Source organism: Bacillus taeanensis (assembly GCF_003318295.1).
Classification (GTDB): Bacteria; Bacillota; Bacilli; order Bacillales; family UBA6769; genus Maribacillus; species Maribacillus taeanensis.
On the sequence record NZ_QOCW01000018.1, the window covers coordinates 1 to 18454 of the forward strand.

The window sequence follows — 18454 nt, forward strand, 5'->3', positions numbered from 1 at the left end:
CTAATTCCTAACTTTCCTTCTTGATACTCTTTAACCACCATTAACTTTAATTCATCACTATATTTCTTAGCCAAAATAAGCACCCCAAAAGATTAGAATTTCACTCTAACTTTTGGGGTGCACCATAAAACTTGGCTCAAGTAAGAAAATTGTCTAGTTTAGTGCTGCCAATCCAAATTAAATAACCGCAACTAGCTCTCCTTATTTGAAATGATGTGCTATTTCCTCCACTACTTTTATGCTCTTTCGGTTTATTGTGTCGAACATGACGACCGTAACAGTAGTGTCTGTTAAGTGTTCATCATTTTGATTATAAATATCTTGCTTTAATAAAAAGCTTTTATTCCCAAGTCGAAGTGGCCGAGTAATAATTTTTAATGAGTCTCCTAATCTAGCTTCCTTCAGGAAATTTACTTCTAATTTTCTAATTACGGTACCTATATTTCTTTCCTGCTTTTCCTCAAATAATAATCCAGCTTCACGATACCATTCCTTACGTGCTATTCCAAAATAGGAAACATAGATACTGTTATTAACATGCTCTAAGCCGTCAATATCTTTTTCCATCACATCTATTTTTGTAACTGTCTCTAACAATATAATCCCCTACCTTTTCATCATTTTATTGTCTCTTTCTTTACACTTAATAAATTCTAATCCTGTCCCATGTAATCTCAATTTATTGAACATTGCCGTCTGCAATTGTGTTTATTTTCCATTAGAGAGACGCTATCTGAGAGATTTTTCAAGCTGTCTCTTGAAAGTTATGATTTAATCACTGATTTGACACTACTTCTATCATCAATTCTACTTGACATCATAGAACCTAAAGTTAAAAATATGGCATTAAAGGCAAATATAAAACTAACACCTGTAACTGTTGTTACTCCAGCAATTAACAACGGCATCACTATTTGAGAAAGTCTATTACCTGCTATTCTTAAACTTAACACTTCACCCGTTCGTTCTTCAGGTGCTAAACTAACAGTGACCATTATTGTAAGTGGTTGTACGATACCAAGTCCGACACCAAATATAGTTGCTGCAATAAGCATGGAGACAAAACCATTCATAAAGGATAGAGAACCGTATGCGATTGCACCAATAAACATAAAAACAGATAATACTCTAAATTTTTCATATCGATGTACTAGTTTAGGAATAAATACTCTAGTAATTACACTAGCCAAAGATTGAATGGTTAAAATCCAACCAATTTGAGAAGGGCTAAGTCCTATTGAATTGGCATACAGTGGAAAATAAACGTAAAATATATCTAGTGCACCTAAATTTAACATACTAATGAAAAAAGCACTCTTAATACCTGGAATCATGAAAACCTCTTTTACATTCCGCTCCTGACTGGAAGCATTCTGATCCTGTCCCTTACCTTTATTTAATAAACCTATTACAAGTAAGCACATTGTTATAACTGTATAGAGTAAATAGGAATCTTGAAATCCTATATGTTCTGAAGAATATCCACCAATTAATGGACCTACCATCATTCCAGATGAAACAAATAAACTAAAGGTTGCGATTGCACTATCACGATTATTATAAGGAACAGATTGGGTTACTCCTTTTTGAACTGCAACAAAAGTTAAAAAATGTGATCCCCCTAAAAGTAACTGTGAAAAATATAAAGCTATTAAGTTCGGAAATAGAAAAGGGATGGTAAATGCTAAAGCCATTCCTGAAGAGCCTATCAAAATAGGAATCTTCTCCCCAATTCGGTCAATAAAACGTCCAGTACTTACCGCTAGAAATAATGGGATCAAAGAATAACAGGCCGTCAGTATGCCCACCTCCATCACAGATGCACCAAGAGACTCTGCAAATAACGAGGTCATTGGACGTACAGCTGATATAGGTATTAAAACAAAGAGTGCTGAAACTAAATATAAAAAGTAATGCTTCATCATAACTCCGCCTTTTTAGTGGTTGATTAGCCTCTAGATTTTAACGACCATATATCTACCATAACAGCTATAGCAATCAATCCCCCATGAACTGTTCCATGTCTTTGAGTAAGAAATTTTGTAACCTCTAACTTTACAAAAGCGTAAAAAGGCAATATATTAAAACGATAATCGGATTAATAATCCGATAATTGAATTTTATCATTATTATCAATCTTTTTCAATAATTTTAAAAATTAAATCATTATTGATATTAATACTTGTAAACCACCTATTGTTATTAAACTGTAAAAGGTGGTAATATACGTATAATATTAAAAATAGAAGACCTTTTTATTCAAAATCAATAAACTATTTTCTATAGAGCGAAAGAAGGTATCTCAATGGTAGACAAATCGACCTCCCAAACATTACGAAGAGGATTAATGGTATTAGATCATTTTCACGGGAAAGACAAGGAGCACAGTGTAAAAGAACTAGCCAATCAATTAGAGATTTCATCAACTGTTACATTTCGATTAGTTAATACTCTAGTCGAATGTGGTTATTTAGAAAAAAATAATACTACTGGAAAATACAGATTAGGATTCAACGCTTATAAACTTGGCTTAAATGCAAATCCACATTTTTTGCTACAACAATTAGCAATGCCGTTTTTAGAGAAAGTTGCCGAAAAAACACAAGAAACCGTTAGCATGTATGTGATAAATCCTCTAACTTTAAAAGGAATTTGTATCACATCACTTGAAAGCCCAAATGAAATTAAATTTTCAACCCCTGTAGGTTCAATCCGCCCTCTGTATCGTGGTGCATCAAAAAAAGTATTACTAGCGTTTATGGATCCAGCACAGCAGGAACAAGTTTTTCAAAGAGCTATTGCGGATGGTTTTACAAAAATAGACGAATTAAAAAAGGACTTAGAGGATATAAAAAATAGAGGCTATGCTTATTCAGAAGGAGAAGTATACAAAGGAGCATTCAACATCTCTGTTCCTATTTTATCTTCTAAAGGAGAAATCCTCGCGGGTATATCCATCACTTTTCCGGTGTTTAGAAAAGAGAAAGATACTGTTTCTACATTTTCCAAACATTTAATAGAAGCTGCTAATCAAATTGAAAACGCGTTACAAACATCCAACTGAAATCATGCAAAAGGGGCTGTCTCAAAAGCATAGGTCAGACCCTCCCCGCCTCATATATAGTATACGATTTATAAAACGTATCTATATCTTGTGTGAGGTTGTGGGGGGTCAGACCCTATTGAGACAACTCCTTTATTATTTTTCCAGCTAACTAAATTTGCGCTTTTCTACATCGTTTGAAACATAGCTTTTCTTCGTCTTAACTAAGTAAACATATGCTGCAAAGAGTACGGCCATAGTTACTCCAGCTATATCCGTTACAAACTCTGGAAAAATTAATAAAAGAGCGGCTGCCAACGGTATAACTCTTTCGATAATATTTAAATTACTTTTCAACCATCCTACCATTGAAGCAGATAGTAAAGTAACACCGATAATACTAGTAATTAGTGATGTAATAATATCTTGTACATCTCCCTGGAACAATAAGGATGGTCCGTAAACAAACATAAAAGGAATGATAAACCCTACCAGACCTATACGTAAGGAACTAAAGCTGGTGGCCATCGGTTTACTACCAGCAATACCTGCTGCAGTATAGGACGCAAGAGCTACAGGAGGTGTAATTGGTGCTAGACAAGTATAATAATAAACGAACATATGAGCTACAATGACAGGTAAACCTACTTCAACCAATGCAGGTGCTGTTAAAACACCTAATAAAATATACGCAGCGGTTGGCGGAAGTCCCATACCTAGAATGATACTTGCTATTGTTGCAATAAGAAGAGTTAAAAACATCGAATTATCAGCAATACCTATCATAAGAGATGTTAACGTAATACCAATACCAGTTAAATTCACGATACCTACTACAATACCAGCCGTACCACAGGCAACCGTTACCATTAACATACCTTTAGCGCCTGTATATAGGGCATCAATAATAAAATCCCATTTAACTGTTTTACGTTTAAAAATAAAGGTTGCGATAATGATAGCAAATATGGCCCAAACAGCTGCTTTCATTGGAGATGAATGTGCAACCATCAGCATATAAATTAGCACGGCTAATCCGATATATAGATGAATACCTTGTTTGGCTACTGTCTTGAAATCAGGTAGATCTTCTTTTTTCATCCCACTCATATTATTCTTAGCAGCTTCAAAGTCAACCGACCAGTATACAGATAAAAAGTAAAGGAATGCTGGTATAATAGCGGCTATAACAATTTCAGAGTATGGTATCCCCGTCATTTCTGCCATAACGAATGCCCCTGCTCCCATAATTGGCGGCATAATAGCTCCACCTGTTGAAGCAACAGATTCAATTCCGCCTGCTACTTTTGGCTGATAACCTACCTTCTTCATAAGCGGGATTGTAAATTGGCCTGTAATACTTACATTCGCTACCTGGCTGCCTGAAATAGTACCCGTTAAAGCACTCGCAATTACCGACACTTTTGCAGGTCCACCTCTAAATTTACCACCAATAGCAAAGGCTAAATCTATAAAAATCTTCCCGGCACCTGTTGACTCTAAGAAAGCTCCAAAGAGGATAAACAAAGCAATAAATGTTGCTGCTACCCCTAAAGTAGTACCCCAGATTCCACTAGTAGACATATAAATAAGTGAAATCATTCTATCATATGAAAGCTCTCCAATTGAGAATATTCCAGTTAAATAATGGCCGAAGTACCCATAAATTAAGAAAAAAACACCAATCAAAGGTAGAATCCAACCTGTTAATCTACGTGTACTCTCCAAAAGTAAAATAATCGTAACTGCTGCAAAAAATTGATCAAGCACGTTTGGATTTCCTACTCGATTAAACAAGTCTGAATAGGATGAATAAAGGTAAATACCATTTGCTAACGCTAGAATTGCACTTACATAGTCTATCCAGCGTAACTTAGCTGATTTACTAATTGGGTAAAGTAAAAATACTAAAATCAATACCAGTGTTAAATGAACACTTCTTTGCAGCATTGGAGTTAGTACACCAAATCCACCTGTGTAAATTTGAAATATAGATAAAATTAACGCTATTGGTAAAATAACTTTTTTTAGAACCCTATTTTCTGAAATCGGCTTAGACAAAACAATCACTCCTTTCTTATCCCAGTCCCACTATTTTGTGAAATTAAAGTAATCAAATCATTAAAATTAATAAATCGGAGGAGACTATAAACTCCGAATAGTATTAGCAAGTCTCCTCCGTTTTATAGAAACCGCTTCCAATTACTCTGAAAATTATTCGATTGCACCGACTTCCTTGTAGTACTTTTCTGCACCTGGATGTAAAGGAATAGTATTTTCAGTTGCTGTCTTTAAAGAAAAGTCCTTAACGGCATCATGTGAAACACTAAAGTCATCTACGTTTTCAAAAAGCGTTTTTACAAAAGTGTAAACGACATCTTCATCAACCTCTGGAGAAGTAACTACTTGAGCATTCACAGATAGGGTTGTCATATCTTCATCCATACCTTCGTAAAGACCGGCAGGAAGTGTGTAATCAACATAATAAGCATGCGTACTAGAGACTCGTTCTCTTTCTTCATCTGATAGTGAAATGAATTTAATGTCTTCAGTTGTCGCTAAGTCCATAATAGATGCATTTGGACTACCAGACCAAAACATTCCAACATCAACATGATTATCTTTTAATGCATCAACTGCTTCAGAAAATGAAATAAATTGAGGCTCAAAATCATCATACGTAATATCTAAAATTTCAAGCATCCGTTTCGATTTAACTTCGTTTCCACTACCTGGTTGTCCAACGACAACTTTTTTACCTTTAATATCCTGAATTGAGTTAATATCAGAATCCGCAAGCGTTACAATAGTTAGCGGCTGATCATAAGCTACAAACACACCACTTAATTTTTGAGGATTACCTTCATAAACATCTGCACCTTCATACCCGTTAACAGCAACATCTCCACCCATTATAGCAAATTCAGCATCACCTTGTTGTAGTAAAGTTACATTTTCAACTGAACCACCAGAAGCTTGGTTTGTTACTTTAATGGTATCTTGACCTCCATTTACAATTTTAGTAATAGAAGCACCAATTGGATAAAGCGTACCACCAGTACCACCAGTTGTAATCGTTACGTTAGACTTATTTCCACCGGCACTTGAATTATCGGAACAACCTACCATTGCAAAAATGACGATTAATGAAATAAATAAACCCACTATTTTTCTTGTTTTCACTTATATACCTCCCCTATCTTTAATTTAATATATAAAAATCCCCTTTATTATTTCAACATATAAAATGTATCAAACGACAGCTTTCCATTCATCTTTTCTATACCTTATTAACAGTAATTCTCTTTTTTTTATTTCTTTTTCTAATAAAGAAATAAAGTCAGGGTCGAGCTTTAATACCCTTGCTTGAATATAGGCCTTTACTAAAAACTCATTACTTAGCCCTTCAATCATTGTTAATACCCTCTCCATAAACAAATAGATTTTTAAAGATATGTCGAAAGATTAAATTGAACTTATATAGTTAAATCAATTTTTATAGTTAAAAAACCCAGAACCAGTTTTCACCCCTAATTTACCTGCTTTTACATACTTAGTAAGTAATGGACAAGGACGATACTTTTCCCCTAAAGTTTGATATAAATATTCCATATTACGCAATCTAGTATCCAAACCAACTAAATCTGCTAGTTGTAATGGTCCCATTGGGTGATTTAACCCTAGTTTAATAGATTTATCAATATCTTCTGCAGATGCCACACCTTCCATCAACATGTTCATTGCTTCATTTCCTATTAAGCAATTCATTCTACTAGTGATAAATCCTGGAAACTCATTAACCTCTACTGTTTCCTTTTTCATCTGCTTGCCTATATCTTTTACATACTCTATTGTTTCCTCAGAAGTATCCAATCCTTTGATCACTTCAATGAGCTTCATCTTATGAACAGGATTAAAGAAATGCATAGCAATGACTTTATCAGGTCGTGATATTTGAGCTCCTATCTCCGTCGGACTCATTGTTGATGTATTTGTAGCAAGAATGGTATGAGGAGGACATAATTGATCAAGTTCTTTGAAAACTTTTATTTTTACGTCCATAATTTCTAATACGGCCTCTATAACAAGATCGGCATCTTCAACACAATCTTTCATATCTAATGAAAAAGTCAAGCTGCTCTTGCCTTTCTCCATATCTTCTTTTGTAATAAAACCTTGTTGTTCACTTTTCTTCCACTCATCATAAATGTACTTTTCAGCATCTTTTAAAGATTCTTTATTTATATCATGTAACGACACTGTAAATCCATTAAGTGCAGCAACATAGGCAACACCTCGCCCCATCGTTCCAGATCCAATTACTGCGATTTTAGTCATAGTCACCCCACCCTCCTTCAGTTAAACTTGTAAATTCTCAAAAATTGTCGTAATCCCCAGCCCTCCTGCAATACAGAGAGTGACTAATCCATATTTCGATCCTCGACGTTCCATTTCATGCAATAGTTTTGTCGCTAGGATAGCACCTGTTGCACCTATCGGATGCCCTAATGCAATAGCTCCACCATTAACATTAACTTTATCTAAATTAAGATTGAGCTCTTTAATTACAGCTAAAGCTTGAGCTGAGAACGCTTCGTTTAATTCAATTAAATCGATATCATCTAATGAGAGCCCACTTCGTTTCAAAGCCTTTTGTGTAGACTGGATAGGTCCTATCCCCATAATTTCAGGTGAAACTCCTGCACTTGCATGGGCTACAACTCTTGCTTTAGGAGTAAAACCTCGTTCCCTCGCAACAGACTCTCTCATTAAAAGAAGAGCAGAAGCTGCATCATTTCTACCTGAAGAATTACCTGCTGTTACTGTCCCGCCTTTTTTAAAAACAGGTTTTAAAGCTAGTAACTTTTCTAATGATGTTTGCCTTGGATGTTCATCTTGATCAAAAAGAATAGTATTTTTTCCCTGTTTCACTTCACATGGTACGATTTCATCTTTAAAAAGGTCGTTTCGGATAGCTTTTGCGGCTAACTCCTGACTTCGTAATGCAAATTCATCCTGCTCTTGACGTTCAATGTTGTAAAGATTTGCTAGATTTTCAGCTGTCATTCCCATTGTTAAATCACCGTATTCCTCAATTGGTTGTGAGTGAGGCTGACTCTCTATATTAGGATCAAGTAATAATCCATTTCCTGAACGATATCCAAATCTAGCATTCCGAATATAGTATGGTGCAGTACTCATACTTTCGGCTCCACCTGCTATGATTACATCGCTTAATCCTAACTTAATTTGCATATCTGCATTATTAATAGCTTGTAAACCGGAACCACATTGACGATGAATCGTATAACCAGGCACTTCTTTAGGCAGTCCTGCTCGTAACAAAGCAAGCCGTGCTAAATTAGATGAATCGGCACTTTGCTTTGCCTGCCCCAAAATAACCTCATCAACTAAATCTGCTGATGATCCTGATCTACGTAAAGTTTCTTTTAAAACACTTGCAGCTAAATAATCGACAAGAACCGTGCTTAACGTCCCTCCAAGTCTACCAATAGGAGTTCTAACCGAATTAACTATTACTGTTTCATGCATTTTTTATCCCACCTCTAGAACAATTAGCATTTATTATAACTTGGTTTTCTTTTTTCTAAGAAAGCTCTCGTACCTTCTTCCTTTTCTTCTGATGCAAAGGCAACGGTTTGCGCTAACTTCTCTAACATTAAACCTGTATCTAAATCAACATCTGCTCCTTTATTTACGACCATTTTGGCAAGTTGAACGGCTAATGTTCCTTTGGATAAAATCGATTTCACTATATCATCTGCAGCTTCAGCTAGTTTATGTCCCTCAACAGCTTGGGTTACTAAACCAATCCTCTCAGCTTCCACCCCGTCTATGATTTTTCCAGTTAAAATCATGTCCAAAGCTCTACCTTTACCAATCATTCTGCTTAATCTCTGTGTACCACCTGCACCTGGTATAATAGCTAAATTTAATTCTGGCAAACCCATTTTTGCGTGGGCTGCTGCAATTCTAATATCACAGGCTAAGGCAAGTTCTAGTCCACCGCCTAAGGCATGACCGTTTATGACAGCAACGGTAACCTTAGTTAATTGCTCAATTTTTTTATAGATGCCTTGCATTCCAGGTGCAAGTGCCTCCAGCGTGGATTTTTCATGTAGTTCTTTTATGTCAGCACCACCTACAAAAGCCTTTTCTCCAGCCCCTTTAATCATTATTACTCTGAGATCAGGTATGGAATCAAGTTCGTCTAGTGCTGCGTTAAGATCTTTTATTGCTGCTTGATTAAGGGCATTTCTAACTTCTTGTCTATCAATAATGATCGTACCTACATGGTTAGCTATTTCCGTCTTAATATGTTCAAACACACTATTCACCTTCTAATTAAGATTAGTAAATTTGTATGAAACAGATTTACTTGCCTTTCCATACAGGCTTTCTTTTTTCAAGAAAAGCTTGAGCCCCTTCAATACGGTCTTCACTCTCGTATACATTCGGGCCGATGTCTAGCTGCAATGCTTGAAACAACGAAACATCCATCGTCTTCCAAATAGTTTCTTTTATTCGTTGAACAGAAAGAGGAGCACATTCACAAATGCCATTTGCTATTTCAGCTGCTCTTTCCATTAACGCATCTTGGTCTTCTAAAACTTCATCTACTAAACCAACATGTAAAGCTTCTTCACTTGAAATCAACTGACCAGTAAATAACATTTTAGCTGCAAAACTTGGTGAAATTAATTTCGGTAAAATGGTAGAAGCAAATGTTGCCCCCATCCCTCTTTTTGCCTCTGGCATACCAATTTTACATCCTGATCTTGCCAAACGAATATCACTAGCTAGCGTTATCTCACAACCAGCTCCCACAGCCGCCCCATTAACGGCTGAGATAACTGGCTTATACGTCTCAATAATTGCGTTAAAGAGTCTACCTCTTAAAGGTTTCCGTTTAAATGCTTCAGGATTTTCCTTCGATTCTTTTAAATCTCTTCCGCTGCAAAACGCTTTATCACCTTTACCTGTAATGATTAAAACTCTAGCATCTTTGTCTTCTTTATATTCTCGTAAATACTCTAGAAACAAATCGGACATTTCAGAATTAATTGCATTCCGTTTTTCAGGACGATTTAAATATAAATAAGCAATTTGGTCTTTTTTCTCATATTCAATAAAACCCACTTATATTCTCCCCTTTCTTCCTATTACTATCAATCTATTATTTTCCTGTAAAATTAGCTTTTCTTCTTTCCTTAAAGGCTGTAACTCCTTCTTTATGATCATCGGTCTCCTTAATAATTGCGTAGTGAGATGACATCAAATCTAGTGCAGGTTCGAGTTCCATTGTTCTAGAATATCGTACAGCTCTTTTCGTCATTCTAATAGCAACCTGTGGACCTGATGCTATTTTTTCAGCTAATGCAATCGTCTTTTGAAAAAAATCCTCTTCAAGATACACATGATTAACTAACCCTAATTCATACGCCTCTTCAGAACTAATGAAATCCCCAGTCCATAATAATTCAAGTGCCTTAGACTCCCCTATAATTTGAGGCAAGAAGAATGCTCCTCCATCACCTGGCACAAGGCCAACTTTCACATATCCTTCACTTACTTTAGAATCACTTATAATCGTGCGAATATCGCACATTAACGCCATATCTAAACCTGCACCGACAGCTGGACCGTTAATAGCAGCGATGACTGGTTTATCTATGTTTTTTAAAGTAAGGGGCACACGGTGAATATTCTTCCAAAGCTTATTTTTATTATCTAGCGGCTTTTGGTCTTGTTTCATACCACCAACATCCCCACCTGAACAAAAAGCATTGCCGGCTCCAGTAACTACAATAACATTGACATCGTCATTTTCCTTCGCATCTTCTAGAGCTTTTACCCATTCATCTATCATTTGAGCATTAAAAGCATTTTTCTTTTCAGGGCGGTTTAATGTAATTGTCATAACATGGTTTTCAATATTCGTTAAGATTGTTGAACCCATTTAGGAACTCTCCCTTTTCTAATCTACCTGAACTTTATTGCATAACTTTTTCTTTTTGACGAATAATATTTTTTTGATGTAATAATTTAAGTTGATCTTCTGATAGACCTAGCATTTCCTGAAGCACTTCATCTGTATGTTCACCTAGTAATGGTGCAGCCACTACTTCTTCCAGAGGTGATTCAGATAAACGAATCGGAGACCCCGGCACTCTGATTTTCCCCACTTCAGGATGTTCAATCTCACGAATCATTTTTCGATATTTAAGATGCGGGTCATCAGCAACTTCATCTATTGATAATACGGGTGCATGAGGAACATTCGCCTCAATTAGAACATCGGAAACCTCTAGTTTCTTTTTATTAGAAGTCCAACTTGTAACAATTTCATCGACAAGTTTAGTATTTGCAGAACGGTCTACATTTGTTTGGAAACGAGCATCAGCAAGCAGATCCTCTCTACCCATTACTCTTAATAGTGAGTGCCATTGTCTGTCGGCAACACAGAGGATAGCAATGTTACCGTCTTCAGTTGGATATACATTATATGGAGACGTTGCCATACCACTATGTTGGTTTCCAGTTCTTTGAGAAACCTTTCCACCACTGCTGTAGTATGCACCCAATGCAGATGCAAGCGTTGGATAAATCGCATCGTGCATAGACACCTCAATTAATTGGCCCTTTCCTGTTTTCTCCCTTTGATAAAGAGCCGTTGTAATACCACCGAATAAATGAATTCCTCCTAGGAAATCACATAGAGCTGGACCAGCTTTAACAGGCGGTTTATCAGCAAAACCAGTAGTTGCCATTACTCCACCCATTGCTTGAATCGTTAAATCCATTGCAAGCCTCTCAGCATATGGACCATCTAAACCATATCCTTTTCCAGACGCATAAATAATACCAGGATTAACTTTTTTTAAAACTTCATAACCTAGTCCGAGGCGATCCATTGCTCCAAGAGAAAAATTCTCTACAACGACATCAGCCTTTTTAACCAGATCTAAAAACAACTGTTTTCCTTCCTCAGATTTAAGATCAATAGATACACCCTTCTTATTAGAATTCAGCATAAGTAACTCGTGACTATCGCCTTTTCTTCTAACTCGAAGATTCTCCCCTTTAATCGGTTCAATCTTAATAACTTTTGCACCTTGAAAAGCCAACATAAGTGAACAATACGGACCATTATAAATTTGACCTAAGTCTAAAACAACGATATCTTCTAATGCTTTTTTCATAATATACCTCCAATCATATTAGTCAGTAAGTGTGCTTAGCAATACCCCTTGCCTCTTTTCCGATTATCGGTTTAAATATCCGATTATCGTTTAGATTAACGTTAGTTTATCACACCAAAAAATAATATTCAACATAAAATTCAGATAATTTATACTTTTGGATAAAATAAAAAACATGTCTTATGAACAGTGCCTGGCACTGTTCATAAGACATGAATAAGTTGGTTGGATTAATCATCTTTTATTTAACCGAAAAAGTACCGTTCTAATTCTATAATCTGCAGTGGATCGCACCAGCTTTTGTGTTAATATATACAACTTTTAGCTCGCTCAGGACAAAGTGTTATTTTTATGTCTGATGATGATTTACTTGATGACGATTGTTCAGGTTAACCCACTTTAATGCTGCTTGACATTGAGCCTTTGAATGCAAATTTTTCTATCTTAAAGATGATAATTTTTCTCATGTAACCATCCTTCTTTTATTATTTAGTTGTTCTGAAGTTTGCAGTCTAAGAAAACAAAATTCGTAGTATGCTGTTCTTTGTATTTGGCGTTCTGATTTGTAAAAGGATAGATCAAGTTCAAGGTTTTGGTCGTTTTGAAAGATGACTGCCGAATGCTCGCTTTTTGGTTCAATTGCTTTGATTTTATTGTAAAAAATCCATATACACTCAATTTGTGTAGAAGAGTAGGTTGCAGCAGCAAAGGGATAGACACCTTGGTTATAGAACCTTTCAAAAATAGTAGTTAATGATTATAATAGATAGGAAATAATTAGTAAGAGAGGAGAAATTTTATGAACAGAAACGAACCTAACATTCTTGTATACAGCCCGGACCAAGCAGAAGAATATGCCGAATGCATCCGAAGTTATGGATTGTCATCCGTACAAACTGCGGCAAATCCAGAAGAAGCTGAACAACATCTACCGAACACTGAAATTATTTTAGGCTGGAAATTTCCTACCCATTTACTCAGTCAACCGATCTCATCATCTGTTCGCTGGTTTCAATCAATCGGAGCGGGAATTGATGATTTAATGCGTGACAAAACAATCCCTGAAAACATTGCAATTACAAGAATTCTCAATCAGTTTGGCACTCAAATTTCTGAATATGTGTTTACGTTTCTCTTACATATCGTAAAAGATGTTAAGCGGATGAGGCAGGCTCAAAGCGAGAGCCGCTGGGACCCGTTTATTTCGGAATGCCTCGCCGGTAAAACGATTGGTGTCGCAGGGATCGGCTCAATCGGCTCAAAAATCATTCGTAAAGCGCGCGCCTTTGATATGAATGTACATGGATTAAGCTTTAGCGGCAAACAAGCTGCTTTAGTAGATCAGCATTTTAATTCAAATGAGTGGGATGAATTTGTAAAAGAGCTCGATTATCTAGTCTTAACACTGCCTTTAACTGAGGAAACTCGCCATATTATCAAAAAGGATACGCTGCTCGCAATGAAAAAAGATGCTTGTCTTATTAACGTCGGCCGCGGCGCATTAATTGATGAACAAGATTTACTAACTGTTATGCAGTCAGGACACCTTCAAGCAGCCGTTCTTGATGTATTTGAAACAGAACCGCTCCCAAGAGACCATCCTTTCTTTTCAATGTCGAATGTATATGTAACGCCCCATCTGTCAGGTCCAAGTACAGTCAATGAAGTGAGCCGCTTTTTTGTGGAAAATGTAGAAAGATATTTAGAGGGACGTCCATTGAACGGGTTAGTTGATCGAGAGCGCGGGTATTAATAAGCCAGAGAAAAAAGCTGGAGGGATAGGCTGCTTGCCTCAAGTATTATTGAGGGTGAGCAACCTGTCCCCTTGGCTCACTTCTCAAACTTATTATTCGTAGTAAGGTTTAAATGTGAAAGGGATGAACCTTCCTAAAACCCCTATCCCTTCTACAAATGTGAACCCACCATCTTCTCTTTCTAATTCAGTTCCTATTTTATTGAACAAAAAATAATCATCGATTTCTTTGCTTACCACTTTATATTAAAAAAGGTAATTTAAGCAAGGACAAAGAATATATATAATTAGAACTAGAAGGAGGTGGAATGTTGACTTTACTCTACTACAAAGCAATGGAGGCGTTTAAACAAGATGCTGAGCGTCAGAAATCTAGTATTCAAACTAAAAAGCCGAATGAAAAAAAATCCAAATAAGTTTTTTGATTAGCTATTTAATGCATGATTAAAAGCCAAAGGGACAGGAAGTATGGTGCACCCCAAAGGTTAGAGTCAAAATCTAATCTTTTGGGGTGTTTATTTTGGCTGAAAAATATAGTGATGATTTGAAACTAAAGCCGGAGGGAAAAGCCGGAGGGACAGGTCCAGCGGCTCAACAATTAAACCTAGAAACCTGTCCCTTTGGCTCTTTAGCCTCTGAGATATTCAGCAACTAGAAACACCCGTCTTTCCTTGTCATATTGGACTTTACCGGATTTCATAGCATTCCGAAGTTTCATACGGGATAAACGATTTAATGCTAGTACTTCATCAGAGTCACGCGGACGAACACGACCCATTGTCCAGCCTTCGTCTTTGGTCTTCGAGCGAAATTTGTTAACTGCATAATCAACAGACCGGCCTTTTGTTTGTACTCTTTTATTAATTTCTTCTAATGTTATTTTTCGCATCGTACACCTCACTCAAAAATAACTCGTTAGTACTTATTATACCCTAGTTTTATAGGTTTGCTTCAACAAAGGGCAGGATTACTTTAAGTATTCCTTTACAAAGTGATTCAGCTACTTTTATATTTTTTGTACGCTAATGGCGTCATGTTCATCGATTTTCGAAACTGGGCAATAAAATAGCTAGTGCTGTTAAAGCCTACTTGATAGGCCACATCTGTGACATTGGATTCTGATTGCTGCAGTAACATTAAGCTTTTTTGAATGCGATAATCGGTTACGTAATTCAATGGCGTTTTCTTTAAAATCCGTTTGAAATACCGGCAGCATTCGGAACGGCTCAATTGGCCGGCGCGGGCAATATCATCTAAAAGAATTTTCTCCGCATAATGGGTGTGAATCCAATTTAGCATTTGCTTCATGCGCTGACTCTTTAGTTTTTCTATCTCTTCGTACTCTAATTGAAAGCCATTTAGTATTAAGTTTTTCCAAAGAAACGTTAACTGACTGGTTATATCTATCTCATAACATGACGGCTTTTGTTGAACAAGTTGATTAATGTTTACAACCGCATCTAAAATGTTCTGCGCCCAAGTTTCCTTTGGATCCAAATGTAAGTACGGTAAATTAGTTGCTTGAATATACGGATTGACATAAGTGGTATAAAGTTCTTGTGATAAAACAAAATGCGGCGAAACATTTAAACAAATATAAACACAGCCCGAATTTTTATGATCTTTTGCCGTGTGCAGACAGCCGCTATTTATAAACAGCCCCTCGCCTTCCCCCACAGCAATCTTTTCTTCATTAACTTGAAAGATTGCTTCTCCCTTTACAATTCGAACAAATTGAATTTCATCATGCCAGTGAAGCGGTATAAAGCCATTTATATTTTGGTTAACCATTGTTTCGTAACATGCAATCGGCAGCACCATTGTACGGTGTTCTGTTAATTCCTTTAAACTTTGTTCAATGATAAAATCTTTTATTTGCATATTCTAACCTCAATATTTTTATACTTTTTGATTCAATTTAAGTATTATTTTAACGATTTCCCACTTATTATTATCATCATGATAACACGATTTTTATATTTAAAGGTGGGAAATCACTATGGATAGAAGAAAAGGATTATTTCTTGTGCTAACAGGAGCTTCGTTTTGGGGAATTGGCGGCACTGTTGCAAAAAAGTTGTTTGAAGAATACGCAATCGATGTAGATTGGCTTGTTGCAACACGATTACTTCTTGCTGGTTTACTGCTGTTAGCCGTGCAGTTTATTGGGAAAGATCGCTCTCAAATATTTGATGTTTGGAAAACTAAAAAGATCGCTATTCAATTAATTATTTTCGGTCTGCTCGGAATGCTTGCGGTTCAATACACGTATATGGCTTCAATTCAACATGGTAATGCTGCTGTAGCAACATTATTACAATATTTAGCACCGGTCATGATTTGTTTACTTAATTTTAAGCAAACAATCTGTTTTAACCAAAAACGATTTCTTAACTGTTTCACTTGCTTTAGTTGGCTGTTTTTTCTTATTAACCAACGGCTCATTCTCTCAATTGTCTGTGCCGCCGCTTGCAATTGTTTGGGGTGTTTTATCCGGAGCTGCTTTAGCATTTTATACTTTATATGCCATTCCTTTACTAAAGCAATACGATTCCCTTGTTATTGTTGGCTGGGCTATGATCATCGGTGGCTTCGCCTTAAGTTTTATTCATCCACCATGGCAAATAAAATGTAAACAGCTTAACGCTCGAAGCTTATTTATATTTAGTTTTTGTGATCATTTTTGGTACGATGATTGCATTTTGGTTTTATATCGAGAGTTTACAAAGTCTCGCTCCTAAAGAATCAAGCCTTCTAGGAAATATAGAACCGATAGCAGCTGTTTTAACAACAGTTTTCTGGCTAAACGAACCTTTTGGAATGTTCCAATGGATTGGTACAGCTTGCATCATGATCATGATCATGATTTTATTACTGACTTTAACGCAAGATTCTTCTTCAAAAAATAGTAAATCTTATAAAAATGAAAAGCCTCTCAAAATTAGCTAGTTTCGCTTAAGCTAAGGAGGCAAACATCTCGGTTCCAATCACAAAAGCAGTGTGAGGACCCTTGTTCCAATGTTGAACTTCAAACAGAAAAAACCTCCTTAAGCGCGAAGCTGTAAGGAGGGGAAGTTCATTCTATCATTTGCGTACATCATTTTCGACTATCTTAATTAGCAAGTTGAGATGGACTTTCCTTCACTTCAAAATCTTGTTTTTTTAACAGAATAACAAATAAACTTGCTAATAAACAAAACATTCCGGCTAAAGTAAATGCCCATGAATAAGAGCTGAAAATATTATAGATGACCCCTGCTCCAGCTGCCGCTGCTCCTGCACCTAGTTGGTGAGAGGCAAAGATCCATCCGTATACAATTCCACTTTTTTCTTTTCCGAAGATTTGCCTTGAAATGTTAACGGTTGGAGGAACAGTTGCAATCCAATCTAACCCATAAAATATTGAAAAAATAATAAGCAGAATCATCGAGCCTTCAGAAAGTGCAAACGGAAGAAATACAAGGGAAACCCCTCTTAATCCGTAATACCAAAACAACAACCAGCGATTATCGATCCGATCAGATAGCCAACCGGAAAGAGTAGACCCGATTAAATCAAACACACCCATTAATGAAAGCATTGATGCAGCAGCAACAGCAGTAAAACCAAACCCTACACAATAAGAAATAAAGTGCGTGCCGATTAATCCACTAGTTGAAAGTCCGCAAATAAAAAAACTTACTGCCAGCAGCCAAAATTGTTTTACTTTTACTACTTCAAATAAGGTTTCAAAGGCGATAATAATAGGATTTTTCTTGTGGACTTTTTCACTTACACTTCCTTCCTCTTCCAGCCCATATGGAAGAAGTCCTATTTCTTTCGGTGAGTTTTTCATAAATAATAGAATGACTCCGAGCATAACAACACTGAGAATCAGAATAAGACCCATCGCCCATTTCCATGAATGTGTTTCTACGATAATCGCCAGCAAAGGGAGAAGCACTAATTGTCCAGTTGCCGTACTAGCTGTTAACATACCAAGTGCAAGTCCTCTTCTTTTTTCAAACCATGTATTCGCAATATACGGACTTAATACCGTTAAAAATAAGCCAGAACCTAATCCTATAATAACTCCCCAAATTAAAATTAACTGCCAAGGTTTCACCATAAAAAAAGTGAGCAAAATACCGCCCAATAATGTTGTCATTGCTAAAATCATCATTTTCTTTATGCCTGTTACTTCGATTAGAGCTGCCATAAAAGGTCCGGAAATTCCATACAGCAGAAGGCTTATCGCAAAAGCAAATGAGATTGTTGACCGTTCCCATCCAAATTCAGTTTCAAAAGGAACAATAAACACTCCTGATGAGGAACGGATAATACCTGCTATTATAATAGAAAAAAATGCAATAAATAAAATAACCCAACTATAATGAAAACGTTTCAAGACTTTCCCCCGCTGTCATGTGAATATAAAAAACAATACTGGATCAA

The 18454-nt window shown here is 36.3% G+C and carries 17 protein-coding genes and 1 pseudogene; 3 read left to right on the top strand and 15 right to left on the bottom strand.

The genetic code is table 11. The features are described from left to right. Positions 1 to 201 precede the first annotated feature (201 nt). Both DS031_RS15470 and DS031_RS15475 read right to left on the bottom strand, forming a co-directional pair. Complete coding sequence (locus DS031_RS15470) at positions 202 to 597, bottom strand: acyl-CoA thioesterase (RefSeq protein ID WP_113806982.1); 396 nt, start codon at positions 595 to 597, stop codon at positions 202 to 204. A 167-nt stretch (positions 598 to 764) separates the two neighbouring features. Beyond that, positions 765 to 1922, bottom strand: coding sequence for an MFS transporter (locus DS031_RS15475; RefSeq protein WP_181833186.1), 1158 nt, complete (start codon positions 1920 to 1922; stop codon positions 765 to 767). Between the two features lie 383 nt (positions 1923 to 2305). On the opposite strand from DS031_RS15475, the gene DS031_RS15480 reads away from it, so the two are divergent. Then, positions 2306 to 3064: an IclR family transcriptional regulator gene (locus DS031_RS15480; protein ID WP_113806984.1), complete on the top strand. Its 759-nt coding sequence runs from the start codon at positions 2306 to 2308 to the stop codon at positions 3062 to 3064. A 147-nt stretch (positions 3065 to 3211) separates the two neighbouring features. Here DS031_RS15480 and DS031_RS15485 read toward each other — a convergent pair whose 3' ends face one another. The 10 genes from DS031_RS15485 to DS031_RS24690 form a co-directional block, all read right to left on the bottom strand. Continuing rightward, a complete protein-coding gene (locus DS031_RS15485) occupies positions 3212 to 5104 on the bottom strand; it encodes a TRAP transporter permease (protein WP_181833188.1) in 1893 nt (630 codons plus the stop codon). A 153-nt stretch (positions 5105 to 5257) separates the two neighbouring features. Continuing rightward, positions 5258 to 6226 (bottom strand): TAXI family TRAP transporter solute-binding subunit, encoded by a 969-nt coding sequence (locus tag DS031_RS15490; protein ID WP_113806986.1) that lies wholly within the window; start codon positions 6224 to 6226, stop codon positions 5258 to 5260. Between the two features lie 69 nt (positions 6227 to 6295). Continuing rightward, on the bottom strand, positions 6296 to 6457 hold the full coding sequence (locus DS031_RS15495; RefSeq protein ID WP_342767252.1) for a sporulation histidine kinase inhibitor Sda: 162 nt from the start codon (positions 6455 to 6457) through the stop codon (positions 6296 to 6298). 75 nt (positions 6458 to 6532) lie between these two features. Continuing rightward, complete coding sequence (locus DS031_RS15500) at positions 6533 to 7381, bottom strand: 3-hydroxyacyl-CoA dehydrogenase family protein (RefSeq protein WP_181833189.1); 849 nt, start codon at positions 7379 to 7381, stop codon at positions 6533 to 6535. Between the two features lie 21 nt (positions 7382 to 7402). Beyond that, positions 7403 to 8596, bottom strand: a complete 1194-nt coding sequence (locus DS031_RS15505) for a thiolase family protein (RefSeq protein ID WP_113806988.1) — start codon at positions 8594 to 8596, stop codon at positions 7403 to 7405. Positions 8597 to 8619: 23 nt separating this feature from the next. Further along, a complete protein-coding gene (locus tag DS031_RS15510; protein ID WP_113806989.1) occupies positions 8620 to 9393 on the bottom strand; it encodes an enoyl-CoA hydratase/isomerase family protein in 774 nt (257 codons plus the stop codon). Between the two features lie 46 nt (positions 9394 to 9439). Then, positions 9440 to 10204: an enoyl-CoA hydratase/isomerase family protein gene (locus DS031_RS15515; protein WP_113806990.1), complete on the bottom strand. Its 765-nt coding sequence runs from the start codon at positions 10202 to 10204 to the stop codon at positions 9440 to 9442. Between the two features lie 37 nt (positions 10205 to 10241). Next, positions 10242 to 11024: an enoyl-CoA hydratase/isomerase family protein gene (locus DS031_RS15520; protein ID WP_113806991.1), complete on the bottom strand. Its 783-nt coding sequence runs from the start codon at positions 11022 to 11024 to the stop codon at positions 10242 to 10244. A 34-nt stretch (positions 11025 to 11058) separates the two neighbouring features. Next, the gene (locus tag DS031_RS15525; protein WP_113806992.1) at positions 11059 to 12267 is read right to left on the bottom strand and encodes a CaiB/BaiF CoA transferase family protein; all 1209 of its coding nucleotides are present in this window, start codon (positions 12265 to 12267) and stop codon (positions 11059 to 11061) included. A 463-nt stretch (positions 12268 to 12730) separates the two neighbouring features. Beyond that, entirely contained in the window at positions 12731 to 13012 is a 282-nt protein-coding gene (locus DS031_RS24690) for a competence protein ComK (protein ID WP_113807074.1), read from the bottom strand. Between the two features lie 54 nt (positions 13013 to 13066). On the opposite strand from DS031_RS24690, the gene DS031_RS15535 reads away from it, so the two are divergent. Continuing rightward, positions 13067 to 14020, top strand: a complete 954-nt coding sequence (locus DS031_RS15535; RefSeq protein ID WP_113806993.1) for a D-2-hydroxyacid dehydrogenase — start codon at positions 13067 to 13069, stop codon at positions 14018 to 14020. 628 nt (positions 14021 to 14648) lie between these two features. Here DS031_RS15535 and DS031_RS15540 read toward each other — a convergent pair. Both DS031_RS15540 and DS031_RS15545 read right to left on the bottom strand, forming a co-directional pair. Then, positions 14649 to 14909 (bottom strand): hypothetical protein, encoded by a 261-nt coding sequence (locus DS031_RS15540; protein ID WP_113806994.1) that lies wholly within the window; start codon positions 14907 to 14909, stop codon positions 14649 to 14651. 107 nt (positions 14910 to 15016) lie between these two features. After that, positions 15017 to 15901, bottom strand: a complete 885-nt coding sequence (locus DS031_RS15545; RefSeq protein ID WP_113806995.1) for an AraC family transcriptional regulator — start codon at positions 15899 to 15901, stop codon at positions 15017 to 15019. Positions 15902 to 16019: 118 nt separating this feature from the next. Between DS031_RS15545 and DS031_RS15550 the strand changes: the two are divergent. Next, positions 16020 to 16969: pseudogene (locus DS031_RS15550) on the top strand (EamA family transporter). Positions 16970 to 17132: 163 nt separating this feature from the next. On the opposite strand, the gene DS031_RS15555 reads toward DS031_RS15550, so the two are convergent. After that, positions 17133 to 18407 carry an MFS transporter gene (locus tag DS031_RS15555; protein WP_113806996.1) on the bottom strand — a complete coding sequence of 425 codons (1275 nt, stop codon included), beginning with the start codon at positions 18405 to 18407 and terminating at the stop codon, positions 17133 to 17135. Positions 18408 to 18454: the final 47 nt, after the last annotated feature.

Coding starts and splice junctions, on each gene's coding strand:
- DS031_RS15505 (WP_113806988.1), bottom strand. CDS start 8,596: ATGCATGAAACAGTAATAGTTAATTCGGTTAGAACTCCTATTGGTAGA.
- DS031_RS15520 (WP_113806991.1), bottom strand. CDS start 11,024: ATGGGTTCAACAATCTTAACGAATATTGAAAACCATGTTATGACAATT.
- DS031_RS15525 (WP_113806992.1), bottom strand. CDS start 12,267: ATGAAAAAAGCATTAGAAGATATCGTTGTTTTAGACTTAGGTCAAATT.
- DS031_RS15545 (WP_113806995.1), bottom strand. CDS start 15,901: ATGCAAATAAAAGATTTTATCATTGAACAAAGTTTAAAGGAATTAACA.
- DS031_RS15535 (WP_113806993.1), top strand. CDS start 13,067: ATGAACAGAAACGAACCTAACATTCTTGTATACAGCCCGGACCAAGCA.
- DS031_RS15500 (WP_181833189.1), bottom strand. CDS start 7,381: ATGACTAAAATCGCAGTAATTGGATCTGGAACGATGGGGCGAGGTGTT.
- DS031_RS15540 (WP_113806994.1), bottom strand. CDS start 14,909: ATGCGAAAAATAACATTAGAAGAAATTAATAAAAGAGTACAAACAAAA.
- DS031_RS15475 (WP_181833186.1), bottom strand. CDS start 1,922: ATGAAGCATTACTTTTTATATTTAGTTTCAGCACTCTTTGTTTTAATA.
- DS031_RS15495 (WP_342767252.1), bottom strand. CDS start 6,457: ATGATTGAAGGGCTAAGTAATGAGTTTTTAGTAAAGGCCTATATTCAA.
- DS031_RS15480 (WP_113806984.1), top strand. CDS start 2,306: ATGGTAGACAAATCGACCTCCCAAACATTACGAAGAGGATTAATGGTA.